This window comes from Clostridium sp. BSD2780061688st1 H5 (genome assembly GCF_005845155.1).
In the GTDB taxonomy this organism is placed as follows: domain Bacteria; phylum Bacillota; class Clostridia; order Lachnospirales; family Lachnospiraceae; genus Claveliimonas; species Claveliimonas intestinigallinarum.
On sequence record NZ_SPGT01000004.1, the window covers coordinates 18,441 to 41,134 of the forward strand.

21 protein-coding genes are annotated in these 22,694 nt (G+C 56.2%); 1 reads left to right on the plus strand and 20 read right to left on the minus strand.

The genetic code is table 11. The annotated features are described in order from the left end of the window. Positions 1 to 13: 13 nt before the first annotated feature. The 19 genes from FGQ86_RS03705 to miaB form a co-directional block, all read right to left on the minus strand. On the minus strand, positions 14 to 1,162 hold the full coding sequence (locus tag FGQ86_RS03705; RefSeq protein WP_033124904.1) for an FtsW/RodA/SpoVE family cell cycle protein: 1,149 nt from the start codon (positions 1,160 to 1,162) through the stop codon (positions 14 to 16). Then, the gene (minE, locus tag FGQ86_RS03710; RefSeq protein WP_033124903.1) at positions 1,159 to 1,371 is read right to left on the minus strand and encodes a cell division topological specificity factor MinE; all 213 of its coding nucleotides are present in this window, start codon (positions 1,369 to 1,371) and stop codon (positions 1,159 to 1,161) included. Before minE ends, FGQ86_RS03705 begins: the two co-directional genes overlap by 4 nt. A gap of 15 nt (positions 1,372 to 1,386) precedes the next feature. Continuing rightward, positions 1,387 to 2,178, minus strand: coding sequence for a septum site-determining protein MinD (gene minD / locus FGQ86_RS03715; protein ID WP_033124902.1), 792 nt, complete (start codon positions 2,176 to 2,178; stop codon positions 1,387 to 1,389). Next, a complete protein-coding gene (locus FGQ86_RS03720) occupies positions 2,160 to 2,750 on the minus strand; it encodes a septum site-determining protein MinC (protein WP_052083883.1) in 591 nt (196 codons plus the stop codon). The genes minD and FGQ86_RS03720 overlap by 19 nt, the downstream gene beginning before the upstream one ends. 42 nt (positions 2,751 to 2,792) lie before the next feature. Beyond that, positions 2,793 to 5,675, minus strand: coding sequence for a penicillin-binding transpeptidase domain-containing protein (locus FGQ86_RS03725; protein WP_171031508.1), 2,883 nt, complete (start codon positions 5,673 to 5,675; stop codon positions 2,793 to 2,795). Then, the gene (gene mreD / locus FGQ86_RS03730; protein ID WP_033124900.1) at positions 5,668 to 6,186 is read right to left on the minus strand and encodes a rod shape-determining protein MreD; all 519 of its coding nucleotides are present in this window, start codon (positions 6,184 to 6,186) and stop codon (positions 5,668 to 5,670) included. Before mreD ends, FGQ86_RS03725 begins: the two co-directional genes overlap by 8 nt. Positions 6,187 to 6,189: 3 nt before the next feature. Then, entirely contained in the window at positions 6,190 to 7,068 is an 879-nt protein-coding gene (gene mreC / locus FGQ86_RS03735) for a rod shape-determining protein MreC (protein WP_033124899.1), read from the minus strand. Position 7,069: 1 nt separating this feature from the next. Next, positions 7,070 to 8,092, minus strand: a complete 1,023-nt coding sequence (locus FGQ86_RS03740; protein WP_033124898.1) for a rod shape-determining protein — start codon at positions 8,090 to 8,092, stop codon at positions 7,070 to 7,072. An 8-nt stretch (positions 8,093 to 8,100) separates the two neighbouring features. Beyond that, positions 8,101 to 8,808 carry a DNA repair protein RadC gene (radC, locus tag FGQ86_RS03745; protein WP_138303042.1) on the minus strand — a complete coding sequence of 236 codons (708 nt, stop codon included), beginning with the start codon at positions 8,806 to 8,808 and terminating at the stop codon, positions 8,101 to 8,103. A gap of 38 nt (positions 8,809 to 8,846) precedes the next feature. Further along, the gene (locus tag FGQ86_RS03750) at positions 8,847 to 9,107 is read right to left on the minus strand and encodes a DUF4321 domain-containing protein (protein ID WP_033124896.1); all 261 of its coding nucleotides are present in this window, start codon (positions 9,105 to 9,107) and stop codon (positions 8,847 to 8,849) included. Between the two features lie 101 nt (positions 9,108 to 9,208). Continuing rightward, positions 9,209 to 10,849 carry an FAD-dependent protein gene (locus FGQ86_RS03755; RefSeq protein ID WP_033124895.1) on the minus strand — a complete coding sequence of 547 codons (1,641 nt, stop codon included), beginning with the start codon at positions 10,847 to 10,849 and terminating at the stop codon, positions 9,209 to 9,211. Then, positions 10,846 to 12,168: an aminoacetone oxidase family FAD-binding enzyme gene (locus FGQ86_RS03760; RefSeq protein WP_081957957.1), complete on the minus strand. Its 1,323-nt coding sequence runs from the start codon at positions 12,166 to 12,168 to the stop codon at positions 10,846 to 10,848. Before FGQ86_RS03760 ends, FGQ86_RS03755 begins: the two co-directional genes overlap by 4 nt. Beyond that, positions 12,165 to 13,439: a methionine gamma-lyase family protein gene (locus FGQ86_RS03765; protein WP_347562475.1), complete on the minus strand. Its 1,275-nt coding sequence runs from the start codon at positions 13,437 to 13,439 to the stop codon at positions 12,165 to 12,167. Before FGQ86_RS03765 ends, FGQ86_RS03760 begins: the two co-directional genes overlap by 4 nt. A gap of 102 nt (positions 13,440 to 13,541) precedes the next feature. Beyond that, positions 13,542 to 13,853: a hypothetical protein gene (locus tag FGQ86_RS03770; protein WP_033124893.1), complete on the minus strand. Its 312-nt coding sequence runs from the start codon at positions 13,851 to 13,853 to the stop codon at positions 13,542 to 13,544. After that, positions 13,817 to 14,797 (minus strand): tRNA (adenosine(37)-N6)-dimethylallyltransferase MiaA, encoded by a 981-nt coding sequence (gene miaA, locus FGQ86_RS03775; protein ID WP_033124892.1) that lies wholly within the window; start codon positions 14,795 to 14,797, stop codon positions 13,817 to 13,819. Before miaA ends, FGQ86_RS03770 begins: the two co-directional genes overlap by 37 nt. Continuing rightward, positions 14,797 to 16,935 carry a DNA mismatch repair endonuclease MutL gene (mutL, locus tag FGQ86_RS03780; RefSeq protein ID WP_033124891.1) on the minus strand — a complete coding sequence of 713 codons (2,139 nt, stop codon included), beginning with the start codon at positions 16,933 to 16,935 and terminating at the stop codon, positions 14,797 to 14,799. The genes miaA and mutL overlap by 1 nt, the downstream gene beginning before the upstream one ends. 1 nt (position 16,936) lies before the next feature. Then, complete coding sequence (mutS, locus tag FGQ86_RS03785; RefSeq protein WP_242842807.1) at positions 16,937 to 19,582, minus strand: DNA mismatch repair protein MutS; 2,646 nt, start codon at positions 19,580 to 19,582, stop codon at positions 16,937 to 16,939. Between the two features lie 83 nt (positions 19,583 to 19,665). After that, positions 19,666 to 20,094 (minus strand): hypothetical protein, encoded by a 429-nt coding sequence (locus tag FGQ86_RS03790; protein ID WP_033124933.1) that lies wholly within the window; start codon positions 20,092 to 20,094, stop codon positions 19,666 to 19,668. A 79-nt stretch (positions 20,095 to 20,173) separates the two neighbouring features. After that, entirely contained in the window at positions 20,174 to 21,628 is a 1,455-nt protein-coding gene (gene miaB / locus FGQ86_RS03795; protein WP_033124889.1) for a tRNA (N6-isopentenyl adenosine(37)-C2)-methylthiotransferase MiaB, read from the minus strand. 212 nt (positions 21,629 to 21,840) lie between these two features. On the opposite strand from miaB, the gene FGQ86_RS03800 reads away from it, so the two are divergent. Then, positions 21,841 to 22,446 (plus strand): Fic family protein, encoded by a 606-nt coding sequence (locus FGQ86_RS03800; protein WP_033124888.1) that lies wholly within the window; start codon positions 21,841 to 21,843, stop codon positions 22,444 to 22,446. Positions 22,447 to 22,490: 44 nt separating this feature from the next. Here the strand turns inward: FGQ86_RS03800 and FGQ86_RS03805 are convergent, their stop codons facing one another. Then, positions 22,491 to 22,673 (minus strand): DUF4250 domain-containing protein, encoded by a 183-nt coding sequence (locus FGQ86_RS03805; protein WP_033124887.1) that lies wholly within the window; start codon positions 22,671 to 22,673, stop codon positions 22,491 to 22,493. Positions 22,674 to 22,694: the final 21 nt, after the last annotated feature.

The window sequence follows — 22,694 nt, forward strand, 5'->3', positions numbered from 1 at the left end:
TGCATCCTCCTCATTAAAGTGTAGTTAGTTTATCCTGATATTTCTTCGGCTGCAGTCCCACATTGAGCACAAATCCGATCCCGAGATACATGCTTCCGAGAGACGTAAGGCCGTAGCTGACAAACGGCAGCGGTATGCCCGTATTGGGGATGATCTGGGTGGCAACCGCTATATTGATAAATGTCTGGATCCCTATGAGGGCTCCGACCCCACAGCATATGATCTTTCCCGTCACATCCTGCGCTCTTATCCCTATCAGTATACATTGTATCACTATAAGGAGGAGCAATGCAATAAAAATACAACATCCCACAAAGCCTAATTCCTCTCCCACAATGGCAAAGATAAAGTCCGTCTGGGGCTCCAGGATAAAGTTTCCGTTCTTCACCGAAGTGGTGGTGTTGTTGTTAAGTCCCTTCCCGGTGAGCTGCCCCGAACCGATAGCTATGACCGAGTTGTTCTGCTGATAGGCCTCATCGCTCGCGTACTCCTCCGGATTCAGCCAGGCCAGGATACGCTTCTGCTGGTAGTCGTCCAGGATCTTCTGATCCGGCTGCACGACAATGCTCAGGAAAATAACGGCCACCGGCACTGTGATCAGGAGCACCATGCCGATAAATTTGTAGGACAGGCCGCCCACATACATGAGCACGCAGAAGAGAGTCGCCGTACAGATGGTGGTGGAAAGGTTCGGCTCCTCAAAGATGAGGGCCAGCGGGACAAGGATGAGCGCCACCGCCTTCAGGATGGTCCGCCTGCTGCTTAAATCCTCCTCATGCTTCATGATAAATCTGGCAAAGAAGACAATAAGGAATATCTTTGCCAGCTCCGATGGCTGGAAATTGGTAAATCCAAGATTGATCCATCTCCTGGCCCCGTTTACCACCTCTCCCACACCGGGTATCAGCACGATCGCCAGCATCCCAACCGACAGAAAGTAGAAGAGCCAATAGAAATTGGCGATCCACACATAGTCAATCAGAGAGACGACCACCATGAGCAGAATAGACCCGGCAAGCCCGATAAGCTGCCGTCCCTGGTAGGCCTCGTTGGCGCTGCCTATGACGAGAACGCCCAGGCAGGAGGTGGCCAGCACAAGGACAATAAGACTGAATTTATAATCTTTTAAGCGATAAGGTTTTGTTATTTTTAAAAATTTCACTGCTTTTCTCCTGTAAGTCTGATATGTACGTGCGTCCTGCTGTAGGAGACGTCGAATTCCTCGGGTGTAATTTCCATATATTTGGAAAGGACCTGGTAGAGCTCATGGCTGATCCTCTCGCAGGCCTCCGGCTGACATTTCATGCGGTCCGACACGACCAGGACCTTCAGCCTGTCCTTTGCGATCCGCACAGAAGAACGTCTTCCCATACTCCCGATGCCTCCTTAATTTTTATGAAATATATGAGTCAGTCTGGACCAGATTCCGTTCCCGGCCTCCAGATCCAGAAAAGGGACCTCCTCGCCTGCGATCCGCCTGCATATATTCCTGTAGGCCTCCCCGGCTCTCGACTCCATGGAGATGACAGGCTCGCCCTGGTTGGTGCCGATGACTACCTGCTCGTCGTCCGGTATGGCGCCGATGAGGGGGATGGACAAAATCTCCGTCACATCGTCCACTGACATCATGTCTCCTCTCCTCACCATATCCATCCGGATCCGGTTGATGATGAGGTCGATCCTGCTGATCTTCTCCGCCTCCAGCAGGCCCACGATGCGGTCCGCGTCCCGGATGGCCGACACCTCCGGCGTGGTCACTACCACCGCCCTGTCCGCGCCGGCTATGGCGTTCTGAAAGCCCTGCTCGATCCCTGCCGGACAGTCCAGAAGGATATAGTCGTAGGTCTCCTTAAGCTCTGAGGTGAGCTTTTTCATCTGTCCCGGGGACACGGCCGTCTTGTCCTTTGTCTGGGCTGACGGGAGCAGATAGAGATTTTCATACCGCTTGTCCCGGATCAGCGCCTGCTTCAGTCTGCACTTTCCCTCTATAACATCCACAAGATTGTACACAATAAAATTTTCCAGGCCCATGACAACGTCCAGGTTCCGAAGACCCAGATCCGTGTCAATGATGATGACCTTTTTGCCTTGCATTGAAAGACCTGCTCCGATATTTGCGGTGGTGGTCGTCTTCCCGACACCGCCTTTTCCCGATGTGATTACGATAACTTCGCCCATGAATAACTTCCTCCTATTACTGGTTTCACTTTTCTGCCGCCTATGCGGAGTTTTTCCGGTTCCATGCAAAGGGCTGCCACAAAGACATCTGTCCTTCCGGACGCGCCGGCCTGGGCGCTTCCGTACAGACCGCCGACCACCACGATGCTCCCCTTGGAGACAACGGTAGCTCCCTCCTCTACATCTCCCACGATCACGATGCTGGTCTCCGACTCAAGCACCTGATTTCTCTTCAGTGTCCCCCTGTAGAAACGGCCGTCCTGCCTGGGCATTTCGGCCTGCGTCTGTTCTACGGCGCTTCTGTATATTTTCTCGTTCTTCTCGTCATGATCCAGTATACACAAGATCTGTATTCCCGCGGAGCCGGAGATCGCTTCCACTATCTGCCGCTCCTGGTCTTTTGTAAGAATACGGTTTTCCAGGCTGACCGCCATCTCAGCTCCCGCGAAGAAATGGGCGGCCGCCCTAAATTTACTCTCTGTCTCCTCCAGCAGCTCCTCAAAGGGAACTCTGTCGTCCAGATAGACTGCCAGACCGTATTTGCTTCCCTTGATCATGACATGGTCTTTCAAAACGTACTATCATCTCCCAACCTGGTTATTGATCCTCGGTTTTTAGTCCCCGGAGGTATGGACTGTGATCTCAGCGGCCTGCCCTGTGATGAGCTGCGCGCTGTCTGTTATCTGATAGTAGTACTGGAATATATTGCTGCCCACCTCCGAAGCGTAGCTGGAGCTGTAGCCGTTGGCGATGCGGACCGCCATGGCTATCTCAGGATTGTCGCTGGGGGCAAAGCCCACAAACAGTCCGTGATCCGCGTGGGTGGTGCTCTGCTGGGCGGTACCGGTCTTTCCGGACACACTCAGAGAGCTGGCGTTGATAGCTGTAAACACGGAACTATTCTTCACCACGCCCGCCATGCCGGCGTGGACCGCGTCCCAGGTGGACGAAGAGACGCCGTCGATGGTCCGGGCCTCCCCGTTCTGGTACTCCTCCACCACTTCACCGTCCACATTCTCCACCCGGTCCAGAAGGGTCAGCTCGTAGAGAGTGCCCTCGTTAGCCACGGCTGTGATGTACCGGGCCAGCTGACTGGTGGTGTAGTTGTTTGTGCCCTGTCCCATGGCGGAGCGGACAGAGTCCTCGTCGGAGATCTTCGGATCCATCTCCGGTATCTCCAGACCGCTCGTCTCGCCGAGGCCGAACATCTCCGCGTATTTTCTCAGCCGCTCCAGGCCGTACTCGCTGGAGTAGCTGCCGTCCTGCATACCCAGCTGGTAGCCGATGTTGTTGAAAAACTCGTTACAGGAGTTTGTGATGCCGCTGACCACGTTCATGGTTCCGTGCCCTGCCGGGTATACCCAGCAGTGAACCTCCGGGCTGATCACGTCGAAGTTACCGTCACAGTATACGGTAGTGCCTGTATCGATGACACCCTCTGTCAGGCCAGCCACAGCCACAAGGGGCTTGTACGTGGATCCGGGAGCCGTAGTCTCCTGCGTGGCGCTGTTGTAGAAGGGCCTGGAGGTGCTGGTGTTCAGTTCGTTATAGTAATCGCTGTCCATGGTGTTGGCCAGCCGGTTGTTGTCGTATCCCGGGTAGGAGACACAGGCCAGCACATCCCCGCTGTCCGTGTCCGTGATCACCACAGATCCGCGGCATGGCTCCAGTCCCAGCTGTCCCGGGGTGATCTCCAGCGTCTGGAGCTTCCCTCTGAGGAAGTCGTAGGCCCCTGTGGCACCTGACGCCAGATTGTTGTACTGGGTCTCATCCATGGGGAGCACGCCCTGCTCATACAGGATCATGCACAGCTCTCTTCCCGTCACAGTTCCCGCCTTGATCATATACTGGTATATCAGCTTGTCAAAGTCCGTGCTGTTTTGGAGCCTGTCCGTCACATAGGAGACCATGGCGCTGTACACCTCCGCGGAGTCTGAGTAGTTTCCCTCCGAGGAGAGATAGTCCTGCAGCTTGGAGGCATCCACCCAGTTCTGGGAGATTGCGTAGTTGAGGTAGGTGTATATGTTGATAGTCTCCTCGTTTTTCCACTGCTGGTAGGTCTCATCGCTTGTGTCGATGGAGTCGCTCATGATGACTCCGTTCTCTCCGGTCAACACCTCATTCACCACGTGGGACAGATAGGCCTGCCACTCCCGGGTCATATCCCTGTAGGCGGAAGCATTGCCATCCTGCATGATAGAGGCCAGCTGGGAGAGGACCTGCTCCTTGTAGGGGGCGAATTTACCGTACACAGACTGCTCCGCGCCCCCAGCGTCCGCCGCCGAAAAATGGCTCATGTCCACAATGTTGTTGTCTATAAACGCGTTGTAGGCGTCGCCGCTTGCCACGATGACGTCCGCCGCGTCCTCCGACTTTGTCCTGTCGTAGTCCAGGATGTCCTGCATGCGGGACAGGAGGATACCTGCCAGCTCCTGCTCCAGGATGTCGTAGGCCGCCTTCTGGAGATCGGCATCAATGGTCAGGTACACGTCGTTCCCGGCCTTTGGCTCTGTCTCTCCCACTGTGTCAATGACCCGTCCCACGCTGTTCACGTAAAGCTTGACCTCGCCTTTATCCCCCTGGAGCGTGTTGTCCAGCACCTGCTCCAGACCGGATTTGCCCACCGTGTCTGTCAGGTCATACTGCTCCTGCTCGTCCTTGCTGAGGGCATTGTACTCCTCCTGGGAGATCTGGCCTGTGTAGCCGATGAGATTGGCAAAGTACTTGCTGTCCGTGTACCGTCTCAGAGACTCCTCCGCGATGTCCACGCCCTGGAGCTCGTCCATGTGCTCCATGATTTCCGCTACCGTCTCGTCGCTCACATCCTCCGCCACGGTGGTGGGGATATATTTCTGGAAGCTGTTGAGCCCGATGGCATAGCGGATGTTCACCATCTTGAGCACCTGAGAGCGCTCCAGCTCATCCTGGTCGATGCCGTAGCCGTAAGTCTTGTCCGTGCAGAGGTAGTCGATGATCTGGGCGGCGGACATATTCTTTTGCTCCTCGTCCAGACTGTCGATATAGCTCTCCCCGAACACGTCGGCCACAAACCGGAGCCGCTGGGTCTCGTCTGTCATGGAGAACTGATACTCATTATTGGCATCCAGCACAATGCTGAAGTCACTGATCACCGAGTCCCCGTGCCCCTCCACAATCTCTATGATGCGGGTGATCTCCTCGTTGAGAGCCTTGTTCTTCTCGGCTGTAGTGTCATACACCCCATTGTCCTCGATGGTGACCGAGTAGGCCAGCTCGTTGTAGGCCAGAAGCTTGCCGTTTCTGTCATAGATGTTTCCTCTGGTTCCCTGTATGGTCCTCGTCTTCTGGATCTGAAGGATATAGTCATCCAGGTAGGACTGGCCATTCACGATCTGAAGCTGAAAAAGCCGCCCCACCAGAATGGAAAACATGATGCAGAAGACGATGATGGTCACGACTGCCCTTCTCTGGAACAGTTCGTAAATTCCTGATTTAATGCGTTCCCAAATACTATACAAACCTGCTTGCACTCCTTTGTTCTTCGGCCTCTAGTTTACGGTTCACGTGTAGTATGATCTGATACAGAAGAATCGTCACCAGAATGGTGTAGACCAGCTCCGGCAGGATCACATGTGTCAGATAATATCCAAAACGGAAGTCCCCCTGCATCATAAAGAAGCAGACATAGACGATCAGGCCGTAAGCCAGCTCGCTCCCGGCGATCAGTCCCAGAGGCAGCTTGATATCCTCGTCAAAGAACAGCCGCTTAAAGCTGCCGTTGAGATACCCAATCACGGTAAAGATCAGCGTGTAAAATCCCAGCACGCCTCCCCAGCACACATCCATCAGAAGGCCGCAGGAGAACCCTACCGCCATCCCCGTCTTCCTGCCCCGCATAAACCCGAAGGCAGAGGTCAGGACGATCATCAGATTGGGCCGTATGGATGCGAACTGAAGCCTGGAAAAAACTGTGGCCTGCAGAAGGAAACACACGATGATAAAGCAGGCTGTGATGATCTTTCTCTTCATAGTCTACTCTCCTTTGTCCCCCGACCCGTCTGTCTCCGTCAGATCCGCCTTTGTGGTGGTGATGACAAGCACCTCCTGGAGATTGCTGAAATCCACCGCGGGGGTGATGTAGCCTGAACGGGTCAGATTGTTTGCATCCACATTGATCTCTGATATATATCCGATGAACAGGCCCTGGAGATAGGTGGAGCTGATATGGGACGTCACCACCTGCTCTCCCACCTGGATCTCGTTGTCGTTGTTTGGCAGATTTTCAAAGCGGATCCGCCCATCCTCCATCAGAGTCAGATCGCCCCGCACAATACACAGATCCGAGGTGGACAGGACCATCCCGCTGATGTTGCTCTCATCGTCGATGACCGCGCGGACCTGGGCGTAGTTGGGACCCACCTCTGTCACGATACCGGCCAGTCCGCTGCCGGCCAGTACATTCATATCCTTTCGGATCCCGTCCTCGCTTCCCTTGTCGATGGTAAAGGAGCTGAACCAGTTGGTACCATTATTGGCAATCACATGGGCGCCCACCTTCTCATAGTCGCCGTAATTCTGGTCCAGCTTGTAGAGCTCCTGCAGCCGCTCCAGTTCATACTGCTCCTGGTTCAGTCTCGTGTTGTCTATGGTGAGCTGATCCACTCTCTCCTGGAGCTGCTCGTTTTCCTTGCGAAGATCGCTGAGGGTGGCAAAATTGTCCGTCAGGTCGCCCATCCATGTCCCCACGTAGCTGATCCCCCTCTGCATGGGGATGATGGTATAGTTTGCGATCCAGCTCAAGGGACCGCCTCCGTCCATAAAACGCTCCGCGCCGAGAAGAATGCCGCACACGATCACAAGTATCAGAAGCACATATTTACTTGGAAGGGTATTTTGATTTTTGATCTTCATACTATCTCATCCACCTATAATTTTCATCCAGCATGGAATATGCCAGTTTTTTCAGTTCCTTGGACTGAATGATCTGCTTCAGTCCCGTCACGGCACAGATGTCCGGGTCGATGGCTGTCCGCACGCGGATGCCTGTCATCTCCTCCATGTAAACCTCAAGCCCAGGCAGATTGGCCAGCCCTCCGGTGAGAAAGATGCCGTTTTTGTAGATGGCCTTGCGCACCTCCGGCGGGGTCCTGTCCAGAAGGGACTCGATCCCCCTGACGCACTCCTCTAAAGGCTCCTTCACGGCGGCCCGCACCAGGCTGATGGAGATCTCCCTCTGCTGGGGCACGCCGGTGATAAGATCCCGCCCCGCCACAGTCATGGAGGCTGTGTTGTCCTCGCTGAACACGCCGAACCTCTTGCGGAGGATCTCCGCCGTGACCCTGCCGATCAGGAAGTCATGGTTGTACCGGACGAGCTGGGCCACCGCATGGTCCAGGGTGATGCCCCCCACCTTTAAAAGCCGGTTCAGCACGATACCTCCCCCTGCCAGCACGGAGAGCTCTGTGGTCTCCCCACCCAGGTTGACGATGAAAAGCCCCTTTGTGTTCTGCACGTCCAGGTTCAGTCCCACCGCGTCGGCGATCCCCCGCTCCACAATGTTGACCTCACGGGCCCTGGCAGTGGAGTGGATCACCAGGTCAAAGAAAGCCTTCTTCTCCACCTCCGTCACATCTGTGGGGACGGCGATCACATACTCCGCCCCCCTGGCAAAGCCCCTATCCTTTTTCAGCAGCCCCTGCAGGAGATACTGCATGTGGTCAAACCGTGAGATAACCCCATGCTTCATGGGAAACACCACCTGTATATTGGCCGGGGCCTTCTCATACATCTCAAAAGCCTCGTCCCCCACGGCAAACACTTCCTTTTTGTTTGCTATGGCTATGACATCCTTCTCCTTCCAGATTGCATCCTTCTTTTTATCATATACTTTGATCTCGTAGGAGCCGAGATCAAGCCCGTATATATTTCGTGCCATTTTTGACCTTATCCTTTCGTGTATAACAGCCCCTCTTCCCGGAAGCTGATATAACAATTATTCCCAATAATGATATGATCTAACAATTCTATCCCGATTAATTCTCCCGCCTGCCGGATTCGCTCCGTGGCGGCGATATCCGCCCCGTTGGGAGCCGGGTCACCGCTTGGATGATTGTGCAGGAGGATGACGGACACGGCCTCCATCCTGAGAGCCTCCACGAAAATCTCCCTGGGGTTGGCAAGGGAGGCGTTCACTGTCCCCTTGTACACATCCTTCTCCCCAATCAGCGCAGATTTCGTATTCAGCATCAGCAGCTTCATATGCTCCTGCCTGAGATGACGCATGTCCTCCATGTAATATCTGGCCACCGACGCGGGCGAGGAGAAGTCCAGTCCCTTTTCCGCCGTCTCCTTGGCCAGTCTTCTCGCCAGCTCCATAAGACAGAGGAGCTGGATGGATTTCACCCGGCCCACTCCCCTGATCTTCTGAAATTTTTCTCTCGTAAAGCTGTGAAGCCCGCTTAAGTTCCCGCCTCCGGCTGTCAGGATGCGCCGGCATATATCCAGCACATTCTCGCCTCTGGTCCCGGTCCTTAAAAGGACAGCCAAAAGCTCCGCATCACTTAAATTCTTCTCTCCCAGGCGCTCGCACTTCTCGTACGGGCGCTCAGACACCAGGAGATCTTTCATTTTACTTGTGTTTCTCTGAGTCATCTTTTGCAGACACCTATAACACTCCCAAAGAGGCCCTGTTACAGGAAGCGATAGATTATGATTGCCAGAACCATTCCGATAATGCTGGCTATGGTGATCTTCACCGACAGCCCGAAGGTGATGACAAGTATGCCCAAATTCAGCACCACCGGTTCATCCAGCCCAAAGGTCTGCCCGTAGCTCAGCCAGCTAAAAGCCCCTGTATCCTGTGCCAGCATGCCGATAAAACCTCCCAGGACAATTCCTGCCAGAATAAGCAGAAATAAGGCCCAGGAATTTTTACTGCCTGCTCCTCTCATATGTACTCCACCTCACATCATTCTTAAGTTTTCTTTCAAAAACTCAATATATTCTACCATATTTCAAAAAAAGTGTATAGCCTCATTCCATTAAAAATTTCTTAATCATTCGCACTTTTGTCGAAGGGACGGTATTTTCTGGCGACAGCCTCGGCCACCTTCATGCCGTCCATGGCAGCCGACATAATGCCGCCCGCGTAGCCCGCCCCCTCGCCGCAGGGATAGAGCCCCGGAAGTTGGCTCTGCAGCCCCTCATCCCGGAGGATCCGCACCGGGGAGGAGGTGCGGCTCTCCACGCCGGAGAGGACCGCGTCCTCCCGGTCATAGCCGGGCAGCTTTTTCCCAAACTCCCGTATGCCCCTTGCGATGGCGTCTCCGATCTCCTCCGGGAAAATCCCCCGCACATCGCCGAAGCAGAAGTCCCCTCTGATCTGGGGCTCCACCTCCCCGATGTGATCCGACACCCTTCCCCGGCAGAAATCGCCGTAGAGCTGAACGGGCACCTTGCCCTGGCCCGCCTGCCAGGCACGCTCCTCCAGCCTTCTCTGAAATTCCACTCCCGCCAGGGGGCCCTCCCCGCCAAAGTCCTGCGGAGTCACCGTGACGATGACGGCGCTGTTGGCGTTCCGGCCGGCCCGGTCATGGTAGCTCATGCCGTTCACCGCCAGGCGCCCCTCCTCGGAGGAGGCGTTCACCACATACCCTCCGGGACACATGCAGAAGGTGTAGACGCCTCGCCCCTCCGGCAGCTGGCAGGTCAGCTTGTAGGCCGCCGCGGGCAGACCGCCGGGGCGCTTTTCCCCCTCCTCCATGCCATACTGATCCCTGTCGATCATGGCCTGGGGATGCTCCGCCCGGACGCCCACCGCAAAGGCCTTGGCCTCCATGGGTATTTTCTTCTCGTGCAGCATGGAAAATGTGTCCCGGGCGCTGTGTCCCACTGCCAGGATAAGAGCCTGGGTCCTCTCCATGATCGTCTCCCCGGACAGAGTGTCCTGAAGCTCCAGGGAGAGAACCCCCTCCTCCCCCAGGACCGGCTCCAGAGACACAAGCTGGGTGTGAAAGCAGACCTGTCCGCCCAGCCTGATGATATCCTCCCGCATCCGGGTCACCACTCGGATCAGAAGGTCAGTGCCGATGTGGGGCTTGGCATCCCAGGCGATCTCCTCAGGAGCCCCGTGGTCCCGCAGGATCTCCAGGACCTTTCGGTTCCGGCCAAATTTGTCCTTCACCAGGGTGTTCAGCTTTCCGTCCGAGAAGGTGCCGGCGCCGCCCTCTCCGAACTGGACATTGGAGCGGGTGTCCAGGACACCTGTCTCCCAGAATTTCTCCACGTCCTTTTTCCTCTGCTGTGCCTCCATGCCCCGCTCCACTACCAGTGGGCGATAGCCGTGGAGAGCCAGCATGTAGGCGGCAAAGATACCTGCCGGGCCAAAGCCCGCCACCACCGGCCTGTGCTTCAGCTCCTCCGGCCCCTGCTCCGGGAAGCGATACCCCGCCTCCTTTGCCTGCTGGATATTTTTGTCCCGGTTTTTGCGCAAAAGAGCCTTCTCCCCCTTTACGGAGACGTCCACCGTGTACACGTAAAAGAGCTCCGGCTTCCTTCTGGCGTCCAGGGACCTCCTGACGATCCTGTAGGAGAAATCCTCACCGCCCTTCAGCCGCAGCGCCTTCCCGATCTTCTCCCTGAGCTGTTCCGGAGTGTGTCCTGTGTGCAGCTTCAGCTGTTGAATACGTATCATCGCCCTCTCCTGTCCTTTCTGCTGTTCTCTCTGCCGTCCTTTTCCCGGCCCACTTTCCTGCCTGTCCTCTTATCTATCCTCTTATCCGCCGTCTTCGCGGCCGCGCTTCCCGCCAGCCATCCGGAGGCCCAGGCCCACTGCAGATTATAGCCGCCGCACATGCCATCCACATCCAGCAGCTCTCCCGCAAGGAAGAGCCCCGGAGTAAGGCGGGACTCCATGGTCTCCGGGGAAATCTCCCCCAGGGGCACGCCGCCGGCGCACACCTGAGCCTGGTCAAAGGAGTTGGTGCCTGTAATGTTCATCCGCAGATGCTTACAGGTGCCCGCAAGTCTCACAAGAGCCTCTCTGTCTACGTCCCCCATCTTTTCCTTCCAGCGGATGCGGCTCCCGGTCAGCAGCACAGGGGCCAGCTTTCTGTGGAACAGGCCGTGGAGGAACTCCTCCGCCGTATTGCCCGCGAACACGCCTCTGCGCCCCTCCAGGAGATGAAACGCCTCCCTCTCACTCATGGCGGGCAGAAAATCAAGCAGAACGTACACCTCTTGCTTTCGGTCCAGAGCCATGGACGCAAAGCGGCTCACCTGAAAGACCGGGATGCCGGAGATTCCGTAGTCTGTAAACTGCACCTCCCCGGTGTCGCAGGAGACCTCTTTCCCCTCCACAAAAAGGCTGACCCGGGCCTCCGCCCGGACGCCTGACAGCTTCCCTGTAAATCCGGCGTCCGACCGAAGCTGCACCAGGGCGGGCAGCGGGCGGATCATCGAGTGTCCCAGCCCTTTTGCCAGAGCGTATCCGCTGCCGTCGCTTCCAAGGGCCGGCGCCGCCTTTCCCCCGGCTGCCAGGATGAGCGCATCCCCGGTGCAGAAGGAGCGCTTTCCGTCTGCGCCGGCAAGACTGAGACGAAAGCCCTCTTCTTTCACCTCAGCCCTCTCCACAGTCACCCCTGTGCGGACCTCCACTCCCTGCCGCTTCAGCTCCATGGCCAGGGCCTCACGCACCGCGGCAGCCTGGTCGCTGGCCGGATAGACCAGGGTGCCCCTTGTCTTTGTCAAAAGCCCCAGCTCTGCAAAAAAGCGCAGCGTATCCTCCGGGCCGAAGGCCGAGAGGACCTGCTCGATGGTCCCCCGGTCTCCGCCCCGGAAATACACTGCTTTCATGTCCATATTCGTGAGATTGCACCGGCCGTTCCCTGTAGAGAGGATCTTCTTTCCGGGCATCTCCTTTTTCTCAAGTATCGTCACCAGGGCGCCCTGTCTGGCCGCCGCTATAGCGGCAGTCATGCCGGCCGCCCCGCCTCCGGCGATCAGTATTCTCATAGAGTGACCAGCCCTTTCCGCACCAGGTATTCCAGTGACATCAGTATGCCCAGCTTTGCGTGAGGCCAGGTGAGACCTCCCTGGAAGTAGACGGCGTAGGGCGGCTTGATGGGAGCGTCCGCTGAGAGCTCGATGGAGGATCCCGGCACAAAGGCTCCCGCCGCCATGATCACATCGCTGTCGTACCCCGGCATGGCCCAGGGCTCCGGCGTCACATAGGAGTCCACCGGGGCCGCCGCCTGGATCCCCTGGCAGAAGGCGATGACCCCCTCCGGCGTGCCAAGCTCCACTGCCTGGATAATGTCGTGACGGCTCTCCTTTCCGTCAGGCACCACCTGAAAGCCGCAGGACTCATAGATATTGGCCGCCAGGATGGCGCCCTTCAGGGCGCTGGCCACCACGGTGGGCGCCAGGAAAAGTCCCTGGTAAAAGGACTGCATGACACCCAGGGTAGCCCCCACCTCACGTCCCAGGCCCGGGGAGGTGAGCCGATAGGCACAGTTCTCGATGAGTTCCTCCCGTCCCGCAATGTACCCGCCGATGGGCGCCAGGCCGCCGCCTGGGTTCTTGATGAGGGAGCCCACCACCATGTCGGCCCCCACATCGCTTGGCTCAGTCAGCTCCACAAACTCTCCGTAGCAGTTGTCCACCATGCAGATGAGATCCGGGCGGATCTTCTTCACAAAGGCGATCAGCTCCCCGATCTGGGCCACAGAGAAGCTGGGCCGGGTCTGATACCCCTTGGACCGCTGGATAGTGACCAGCTTTGTCCTCTCATTGATGGCCTTCCTGATATTCTCGTAGTCAAAGGTACCGTCCTCCAGCAGATCCACCTGCCGGTAGGTCACGCCGTACTCGGCCAGTGACCCGCGGGAGGGGCGGATGCCGATGACCTCCTCCAGAGTGTCGTAGGGCTTGCCCGCAGGCGAGAGGAGCTCATCCCCGGGCCGCAGATTGGCGGCCAGCGCCACGCAGAGAGCGTGGGTCCCGCAGGCGATCTGAGGCCGCACCAGGGCGCTCTCCGTGTGGAACACGCTGGCGTACACCTTCTCCAGTGTCTCCCTTCCCAGATCGTCGTAGCCGTAGCCGCTGGTGTAGTGGAAGCATCCCTCGCTGACCCGGTTCTCCTGCATGGCCCGGATCACCTTCATCTGGTTGTACTCCGCAGTCCTGTCAATGGCCGCAAACCGCTCCTTAAGCTTCTCCTCCATCTGTCTTCCAAACCTGTATACTTTTTCGGATATCCCCATCTTTTCATACATCCGGGTCATCTGTTCATCCTGCATTGTCTTACTCCTTTTTCATTTCTGTCTGTATCCGCCCGCGCCGCTATCCGTCCGACCCGCCTCTGCCGGCGTCTGCCTGCCCCGCGTCTACCTGTGCTCGCCCCTTGTCATGGCCGCCATGATGCGTGTCTTCATCTGGGCGCACTGGGCGTCAAACTCCGGGTTGATGGCCGGGATCTCCCTCATCACGTCCGCCGCCTCCCGGTATTTATACATATCATATAAAAGGCCTGCCCGGTTCAGATTGAACATGGCCTTCTCCCCCTTTGTCTTCGCAAGGGGCTCAAGAGCCATCAGCTCCTTATATGTCTTCTCCGAATTTTTGCTGTACGAATAGAGCTCCATAAGAGGGTTCATCCTCTTTAAAAATCTGGAGCCCCCGAATAGTCCTTTAAACATATCCCTTCTACTCCCTCCGCTATATAGGAAAGCATTGCCTCCACTATTTTTTTCTCATCGTAGTCATACGAGGGCTTGTCGATCCAGATCACCTCTTTCTCCCTCTTAAACCAGGTGATCTGGCGCTTGGCAAAATGCCTCGTGTCCCGCTTGATCCTGTAGACAGCCTCCCCAAGACTGCAGTTTCCCTCCAGGTAATCCAGTATCTCCTTGTAGCCCAGCCCCTGCATGGACACCATGCCCGGGCGCATCCCCATCTCCCTCAGACGGCGGACCTCCTCTACGAGGCCCTCCTCCATCATCTGGTCCACTCTCCTGTCAATGCGCTGGTACAGCCTGCTCCGCTCGTCATTCAGGACAAAGTACCGGAAATTATAGGAGGAGCTGCGCTGCCTCTCCCGCTCGTTGTGAACCGATATCTTCTCCCCTGTCTGGTGGTAGAATTCCAGAGCCCGTATCACCCGCTTCACATTGTTCGGGTGGATGGCCCTGGCGGACTCCTCATCCACCTGGGCTAAGCGGGCATGGAGCGCGGACGGTCCCTTCTCTCTGGCGAAGGCCTCCAGCTCCCCGCGCAGGCCGTCGTCCTCCCCGCCCTCCGTAAAATCAATGTCGTAGAGGAGAGCCTGGATATAAAATCCTGTTCCGCCCACCACGATAGGAATATGGCCGTTTGCCCGGATCCTCTCCATAGCCTCCCTTGCCATGGACTGGAACCGTACCACATTGAACTCCTGATCAGGCTCCAGCACATCCACCAGGTAGTGGGGCACTCCCTCCATCTCCCCGGGGCGTATCTTGGCAGAACCGATATCCATATGGCGGTACACCTGCATGGAGTCGGCGGAGATGATCTCGCCGCCGATCCGCTTTGCCAGGGTGATGGACGCTTTTGTCTTCCCCACTGCGGTGGGGCCGGTCAACACAATTAGTGGCTGTTTCATCACACGATCCTCTTGAATTTCTTTTCCAGTTCGCGCCTGCTCATGGCGATAATCGTCGGTCTTCCGTGGGGACAGTGGTAGGGGTTCTCAAGCTTTAGCAGCTCCCCGATGAGAGTCTCCACCTCTCTCGCGGAGAGTCTCATGTTTCCCTTCACCGCCGCCTTGCAGGACATGGACGCGATCTTCTCGTCAATGATATCCGGTGCCAGTCCAGTATAAAGCTCATCAGATAAGCTGTCAATCATCTCCATAAGAAGATCCCTCTTCGCAATACTGAAAAGATTGTCCGGCACGGCACGCACAGCGTAGGAATCCTGCCCGAACTCCTCGATCTCAAAGCCAATCCTTGTAAACTGATCCATATATGTATTGAGAAGCTGAGCCTCCTGCATGGTCAGGTTCAGGATGATGGGGGGACTGATGATCTGGGAGGTGAAATCTCTCGTCTTCATCCCCGCCAGCGTCTTCTCGTAGAGCACCCTCTCGTGGGCGGCGTGCTGGTCTATAATATAGAGATTATCCTTAAATTCCACCAGCCAGTAGGTCTCGAAGACTTGCCCGATGATCCGGTACTGGGAAACCGCCTGGGGACTCAGAAGCTTCTCCTCAAAAAGATTGAGCTGTTTTGGAGCTTGCTCTGTTTTTTTCTCCGGAACTTCCGTTTTCTCCAGAGCACGCTCTGTTTTTTCAGACTCCGCCCTGTAGTTCGCAGCCTCTCTGATCCGGTCACGAGTCACCTCGGGCCTGTGTATCTGCCCCTGCTCCTGCACCTCCGCAGCGGCGCTCTGCTGATGATAGGAGAGAACCCGCTCTCTCATTTTCTTCATGAAATAGTCCAGATCCTTTCGCGGCTCCCGGTCCGGCTGACCAGCCTGAGTACGCGGCGTCTGTCCTGCGTTTTCAGGCCCATTTTTAAAGAGCGCGCTCTGTTTTTCCTCTTCCGGCTCGTTCGGGACTTCATATGCGCTCTGTTTTTTATAGAGCACACTCTGTTTTTCTATGTTTCCTGCCGTGTTCCTGGCAATCGTTTCTTCTGCCGACAGCGCTCTTCTCTCCCTCTCCGGGGCAGCCGCCTCCTGTGCCGGTATGTGCTTTTCCTTCTCCGGCGCCGCTCCCGGCGGCTCCGGCAGATCGATCTGAGGGATCAGCTCATCGTGGTGAAGGGAGCGGGACACAGCCTCGCAGACGCTGTTGTAGATCTCCTGCTGGTTCTGGAAGCGCACCTCCATCTTGGTGGGGTGCACGTTCACATCCACGATCTCCGTGTCCACCTGGATATGAAGCACAGTAAAGGGATATTTGTGCTGCATCTGGAAATCCTTGTAGGCGTCCTCGATGGCCTTTGAGATAATGCTGCTCTTCACATATCTTCCATTGATAAAGTAAATCTCAAAGTTCCGGTTTCCTCTGGAGACAAGAGGTTCACCGATGCAGCCCGAAATGTGAATGCCCCTCCCCTCAAAGTCCACCTCCAGCAGGTGGGAGGCGATCTCCCTCCCGTACACGTGATAGATCACATCCCGCAGGCTGCCGTTCCCGGAGGTGTGCAGCTTAGACTGGCCGTTGTTGCGGAACTGGAAGGAAATCTCCGGATGGGACAGGGCCAGCCTGGTGACCAGATCTCCCACATGGCTCGCCTCCGTCATGGGCGTCTTTAAGAATTTCCGCCTGGCGGGGGTGTTGTAGAAGAGCTGGCGCACAAGAAAGGTAGTGCCGTCCGGCGCTCCCGTCTCCTCCGGATGTCCGCCCTTTCCTCCCTCGATCCTGTAGGAGGCGCCGAAGGTACTGTCCTTTGTCTTTGTGATCAGCTCAACCTGAGCCACGGCCGCGATACTGGAGAGAGCCTCTCCCCTAAAGCCCAGGGAGGAGATGTGGGACAAATCCTCCGCGGAACGTATCTTGCTTGTGGAGTGGCGCAGAAAAGCCGCCGGAATGTCCTCCATCTCAATGCCACAGCCGTTGTCCGTCACCCGGATAAAGGAGATGCCTCCATCCCGAATCTCCACCGTGATGGAGGTGGCTCCTGCGTCTATGGCGTTCTCCAGGAGCTCCTTCACAATGGAGGCCGGGCGTTCGATCACCTCGCCGGCCGCTATCTTGTCTATCGTTACCTGGTCTAAAACCTGTATTCTGCTCATATTACCACCTGTTTTTCAATTTATTCTGAAGCTGGTACAGCGTGTTCAAGGCGTCAATGGGCGTGAGATGGCTGACGTCCAGATTTTTGATCTCCTCCAGCACATCGTCGTCCCTGACCGTGTCGAAGAGGGACATCTGGGCCATATCCACCTCGTCGTACTTCTTCGCCTTTTTCTTTGTCTCTCTGCCGCCTGACGCGATATCCTTCACCCTTGTGGTGATGTCCGCGTAGGACAGCTCCTCCGCGATCTCCTTGGCACGCTCGATGACTGGGTCCGGCACGCCGGCCAGCTTGGCCACCTGGATACCGTAGCTGCGGTCCGCGCCGCCTTTGACGATCTTGCGCAGGAACACAATATCGTCCCCCTTTTCCTTCACCGCGATACAGTAGTTGTGGACATTGTCTATCTTGCCCTCCAGCTCTGTCAGCTCGTGATAATGGGTGGCAAAGAGGGTCTTGGCGCCCAAAAGCTTGGTGTTGCTGATATGCTCCACCACCGCCCAGGCGATGCTCAGGCCGTCGAAGGTACTGGTGCCCCGCCCGATCTCATCCAGAATGAGAAGGCTGTGGCGGGTGGCGTTCCGCAGGATATTGGCCACCTCCGTCATCTCCACCATAAAGGTGCTCTGCCCGGATGCCAGGTCGTCAGAAGCTCCCACCCTCGTGAAGATCCTGTCCACGATACCGATATCCACGCTGGACGCAGGCACGAAGGAGCCCACCTGGGCCATCAGCACGATGAGGGCGGTCTGGCGCATGTAGGTGGATTTTCCCGCCATGTTGGGCCCGGTGATGATGGAGATCCGGTCCTTCTTGTCATCCAGATATGTATCGTTGGCAATGAACATGTCGTTTGGGATCATCTGCTCCACCACCGGGTGGCGTCCGTCCTTGATGTTGATGACACCCTTCTCATTGATCTTCGGCCTCACATACCGGTTCCGCTCCGCCACCACGGCCAGGGAGGCCAGCATGTCAAGCTGGGCCACCGCCTTCGCCGTGTTCTGGATGCGCACCACTTCTTTTCCTATGGTGTCCCGGACTTCACAGTACAGCTCATACTCCAGGGCGTACAGCTTGTCCTCCGCCCCCAGGATGGTGTCCTCCAGCTCCTTGAGGCGGGGCGTGATGTAGCGCTCCGCGTTGGCCAGCGTCTGCTTTCTTGTATAGTAATCCGGCACCAGATTTTTAAAGGAATTGGTCACCTCCAGATAGTAGCCGAAGACCTTGTTGTATTTAATCCGCAGGTTCTTGATGCCTGTCTTCTCCCGCTCTTCCTCCTCCAGCTTCGCCAGCCAGTCCTTCCCCTCGGTCTTGGCGTTTCGCAGGCGGTCCACCTCCTCGCTGTAGCCCTCGCGAATGATGCCGCCCTCCTTCATGGCAAGGGGAGGATCCTCACAGATGGCCCTCCCGATCAGGTCGCAGATGTCCTCCAGAGCGTCCATCTCCCCCAGTATCTCCTTCAGAAGGGGAGAGCGCAGATCCTCCATGATGCACCGGATGTGGGGCAGCATGGACAGGGAGCTGTAAAAGGCAGTCAGATCCCTTGGGTTGGCGGACTTGTAGGTGATCTTGCTCAAAAGCCGCTCCAAATCGTAGACAGGAGTCAGGTACTCCCGCATCTCCTCCCGGCAGATGGCGTTGTCCAGGAGCTCCTCCACCGCGTCCAGCCGCCTCTCAATCTGCTTCTTGTCTATGAGGGGCTGTTCCAGCTGCTTGCGCAGCATCCTGGCTCCCATGGCGGTCTTTGTCTTGTCCAGCACCCAAAGAAGGGAGCCCCTCTTCTGCTTTTCCCGCAGCGTCTCGCTAAGCTCCAGATTTCGCCTTGTGGAGCTGTCCAGCACCATGTACTTTCCCGTCACGTACCGGGTCAGATGGGAGAGCTGGACAAGATCCGTCTTCTGGGTCTCCTTCAGGTAGACGAGGAGGGCTCCGGCGCCGATGACGCCGCAGTCAAAGTCCCCGATGCCCAGGCTCTCCATAGAGCTCACCTTAAAGTGCTCCTCCAGGGTCCGGCGGCAGATGGCATCGTCAAAATACCAGGCGTCCAGGGCGTAGACAGTAATCCCCAGACGCCCCTTCAGGTCGTCCAGATCCATGCCGCTCATGTAGAAGGCCTCATTGCAGATCAGCTCCGAGGGCATCAGGTGGGTGATCTCGTCAAAGAGCATACCGCTGTCCCCGATCTCTGTCACAAAATACTCTCCCGTGGTCACGTCCGCCACGGAGACGCCGTAGGTGTCCCCAATATAGGCCACACACATGATATAATTGTTTTTCGTCTCGTCCAGGGCCTGGGGATCCACCGTGGTCCCCGGGGTGACGATACGCACCACCTCTCTTTTGACCAGTCCCTTGGCCGTGGCCGGGTCCTCCATCTGCTCGCAGATGGCCACCTTGTAGCCCTTGGCCACCAGACGGCTCAGGTAGCTGTCCACCGCGTGGTAGGGCACGCCGCACATGGGCGCCCGCTCCTCCAGGCCGCAGTTCTTCCCTGTCAGAGTGATCTCCAGCTCCCGGGACGCGGTGAGGGCGTCATCGAAAAACATCTCATAAAAATCTCCCAATCTATAGAAAAGGATGCAGTCGCTATATTGCTTCTTCGTCTCCACATACTGCTGCATCATCGGAGTTAATTCAGCCATGTAAGTTCTCCTTTGCTGTTCTTGTCTTTTGTGTGCACGCCCGCAGGCATACATAGTTAAGTATAGCACATTTTCCCGTCAAATTAAATCAGGAAAAAATGCGGTTTTTTCTCGCCAAATACCTTCCACAGGATGTTCCCTCCCAGATAGATCCCCACCACGCTGAGGCAGGAAAAGAGGAGCATGAAGGGCACGCAGATCTGTCCGAAGAGCTGCAAGGGCATCCCCGTGTAGTCCCACACATGCCAGCCCATCCACTTGTTGACGATGATCCCGGTGATAAATTCGCAGGAGGTGATAAAGACCATGCACCGGAGAAGCTGCACCCACAGCGGATCCTGCCACTGGCGCACGCTCCCCTGCCAGGCGCAGAAGCACATACAGATGCCTCCCAGGACAAACATGCTCCAGTGGGAGAAGCCCCGGAACACCACCTCAAAGCCGTAGTAGAGACACCCTCCCACGAACCACAGCAGCAGATATTCACAAATTTTCTTTCTGTATTCTCTCATAAAAAACGCCCTCACTGTATAGTCTCCTATATAGTGTGAGCGTTTCTGCCGCAAAATATAAATGGTCACAGCTGGCATTTTACACCATATGGCCAAGATAGTAAAATCCTCTGCACTCGTCCAGGCGCACCTGCACCAGCTTTCCTGTGAGATCCTCCCCGCCCGGGAAATGGACAAGGAGATTGTTGCTCATCCGTCCGGTCATAAGGGACGGGTCATGGTCGTTCACCGACTCCACCAGCACCTCCTGGACAGTGCCCTGGTGAACGGCGCACACCTCACCGGCGATCTCCTGCACTTCCTTAAGAAGCCGGTCAAACCGGTCCTTCACCACCTCCTGGGGAACCTGGTCCTCCATGGCCGCGGCGGGAGTGCCTGTCCGCTTTGAGTAGATAAAGGTAAAGGCGCTGTCGTACCGCACCCTTCTCACCACATCCAGCGTCTCCTGGAAATCCTCCTCCGTCTCCCCGGGGAAGCCCACAATGATGTCCGTGGTGAGGGAGATGTCCGGAACGGCGGCCCGTATTTTCTCCACCAGCGCCAGGTACTGCTCCTTCGTGTACCGGCGGTTCATCTTCTCCAGGATCCGGCTGCTCCCGGACTGCACCGGGAGATGGAGATGACGGCAGATCTTCTTCGATCTTCCCATCACCTCTATGAGCTCGTCGGAGAGATCCTTCGGGTGGGAGGTCATAAAGCGGATCCTCTCGATGCCATCCACCTTCTCCACCTCCTCAAGGAGCTGAGCAAAGGTCATAGGGTGCTCCAGCGTCTTCCCGTAGGAGTTCACGTTCTGTCCAAGGAGCATGATCTCCACCACGCCGTCCGCCGCCAGGCGTTCCACCTCCCGGATGATGGCCTTCGGATCACGGCTCCTCTCCCGCCCCCGGACATAAGGGACGATGCAGTAGCTGCAAAAGTTGTTGCAGCCGAACATGATATTGACGCCGGACTTAAAGGGATATTTCCTGGCCACAGGCAGATCCTCCACGATCTTGTCCGTGTCCTTCCAGATGTCGATGATCATCCGGCCCGACTCCATCCGGGCCGCGATCAGCTCCGCGAACTTGTAGATGTTGTGGGTGCCGAAGATGATGTCCACAAAGTGGTAGCTTTTCTTCAGCTTTTCCACCACCTGGGGCTCCTGCATCATGCAGCCGCAAAGGGCGATCATCATGTGAGGGTTGGACTTTTTCGCGTGTCCAAGCTGTCCCAGGCGTCCGTACACCCTCTGGTTGGCGTTCTCCCGCACAGTGCAGGTGTTGTAGATGACAAAATCTGCCTTCTCCTCCTCCGGCTCCTCCACGTAGCCCACCTTCTTCAAAATGCCCTCCAGCTTCTCCGAGTCCCTGGCGTTCATCTGACAGCCAAAGGTGGTGACGTGGAAGGTGAGGGGACGTCCTGCTCGGGCTGACGCCTCCTGTATGTACTTTCTGGCCTTCTCCATAAAGTAGTACTGCCGCTCCGGCTCATGAGCAGGCGGTTCATCCAGAGGTTCCCTGAATGTCCTCTCCCATTTTTCTTTTTCTATCATTTATCTGTTCACCTCATGAAAATCATTGTACCGCCTAAGAATTATAGCATGCCGCCCATTCGCAGGCAACAGGAAATCCGTCTGGAGCGAACCGTTTTTGTTTATTTTACACAAATATGTACTATGTTTTTGAAAAAAAGTGCTACCCGGGAATTTGGCAGTTGCTTTCTCCCCCTGCATCCGGTATATTTTTTTATGGAGGAAATACGGATATGTTCGAAAAGAAATATTCCATGACCCAGGAAGAGAACGTCTTCTGGGCAAAGAGAAATCTCGTTGATTACATCTGGAAGTCCGCTAACCTGGAAGGTATCGGCGTGACGTTTCCTGAGACACAGACAATTGTCGAGGGCATCAGCGTTCAGGGGAAAAGCATAGATGATATCAACAGCATTGTCCAGCTCAAGCATGGCTGGCAGATGGTATTTGGCACCATAGACGCCCCGCTGGATCTGGACTCTATAAAGAAGCTTCACCTGATCATCGGGAGGACATCTTCTGTCCCTGTCCAAAATAAGGTAGAAGAAGCTATCAGCAGCATCCTGTCCTCTGACAGAGAGTGGACTGAGAGGGCGCTGGACCTTATGCTGTATCTGACAAAAAGCCAGCTTTTCTATGACGGCAACAAGCGGATTGCCATGCTTGCGGCCAACAAGCTCCTTATCCAGCACGGCTGCGGCGTATTGTCCGTCTCCCAGGATCGGCTGGAGAAGTTCTTCACCCTGCTCGTCTCCTACTATGAGGATGACACAAGAGCTGAAGAGTTAAAAGAATTTCTATACAACGAGTGCCTGGACGGCTTCAAAAGCATGAAATAAAGGATGCCTCGCAGGCATCCTTCTATCACATCCTTATTTATAAACTATATAAACTGATTTCTGGCTCTGTCGTATTCGTAGTCAATCCCCTTCAGGGTTTTGGTGATCTCCGCCTTGTCCACCTGCATGTCATCGCAGAGGTCATCCAGATCTCTGTAGAAATCTCTCAGCTTTGTGTTCACCACGCCCAGCATCAGCACCGGGTCTCCCGGAAGTTTCCTCATCATTTGTCCTGCATCTCCTTTTTC

What these genes read in the sequence shown, in the direction of transcription:
- minE (WP_033124903.1), bottom strand. Translation starts at nt 1,371, where the DNA reads ATGGGAAGACGTTCTTCTGTGCGGATCGCAAAGGACAGGCTGAAGGTC.
- FGQ86_RS03790 (WP_033124933.1), bottom strand. Translation starts at nt 20,094, where the DNA reads ATGAGAGAATACAGAAAGAAAATTTGTGAATATCTGCTGCTGTGGTTC.
- FGQ86_RS03755 (WP_033124895.1), bottom strand. Translation starts at nt 10,849, where the DNA reads ATGATACGTATTCAACAGCTGAAGCTGCACACAGGACACACTCCGGAA.
- FGQ86_RS03750 (WP_033124896.1), bottom strand. Translation starts at nt 9,107, where the DNA reads ATGAGAGGAGCAGGCAGTAAAAATTCCTGGGCCTTATTTCTGCTTATT.
- FGQ86_RS03805 (WP_033124887.1), bottom strand. Translation starts at nt 22,673, where the DNA reads ATGATGAGGAAACTTCCGGGAGACCCGGTGCTGATGCTGGGCGTGGTG.
- FGQ86_RS03800 (WP_033124888.1), top strand. Translation starts at nt 21,841, where the DNA reads ATGTTCGAAAAGAAATATTCCATGACCCAGGAAGAGAACGTCTTCTGG.
- FGQ86_RS03760 (WP_081957957.1), bottom strand. Translation starts at nt 12,168, where the DNA reads ATGAGAATACTGATCGCCGGAGGCGGGGCGGCCGGCATGACTGCCGCT.
- FGQ86_RS03770 (WP_033124893.1), bottom strand. Translation starts at nt 13,853, where the DNA reads ATGTTTAAAGGACTATTCGGGGGCTCCAGATTTTTAAAGAGGATGAAC.
- radC (WP_138303042.1), bottom strand. Translation starts at nt 8,808, where the DNA reads ATGACTCAGAGAAACACAAGTAAAATGAAAGATCTCCTGGTGTCTGAG.
- mutL (WP_033124891.1), bottom strand. Translation starts at nt 16,935, where the DNA reads ATGAGCAGAATACAGGTTTTAGACCAGGTAACGATAGACAAGATAGCG.
- mreD (WP_033124900.1), bottom strand. Translation starts at nt 6,186, where the DNA reads ATGAAGAGAAAGATCATCACAGCCTGCTTTATCATCGTGTGTTTCCTT.
- FGQ86_RS03740 (WP_033124898.1), bottom strand. Translation starts at nt 8,092, where the DNA reads ATGGCACGAAATATATACGGGCTTGATCTCGGCTCCTACGAGATCAAA.
- minD (WP_033124902.1), bottom strand. Translation starts at nt 2,178, where the DNA reads ATGGGCGAAGTTATCGTAATCACATCGGGAAAAGGCGGTGTCGGGAAG.
- FGQ86_RS03765 (WP_347562475.1), bottom strand. Translation starts at nt 13,439, where the DNA reads ATGACCCGGATGTATGAAAAGATGGGGATATCCGAAAAAGTATACAGG.
- mreC (WP_033124899.1), bottom strand. Translation starts at nt 7,068, where the DNA reads ATGAAGATCAAAAATCAAAATACCCTTCCAAGTAAATATGTGCTTCTG.
- miaB (WP_033124889.1), bottom strand. Translation starts at nt 21,628, where the DNA reads ATGATAGAAAAAGAAAAATGGGAGAGGACATTCAGGGAACCTCTGGAT.
- mutS (WP_242842807.1), bottom strand. Translation starts at nt 19,582, where the DNA reads ATGGCTGAATTAACTCCGATGATGCAGCAGTATGTGGAGACGAAGAAG.
- miaA (WP_033124892.1), bottom strand. Translation starts at nt 14,797, where the DNA reads ATGAAACAGCCACTAATTGTGTTGACCGGCCCCACCGCAGTGGGGAAG.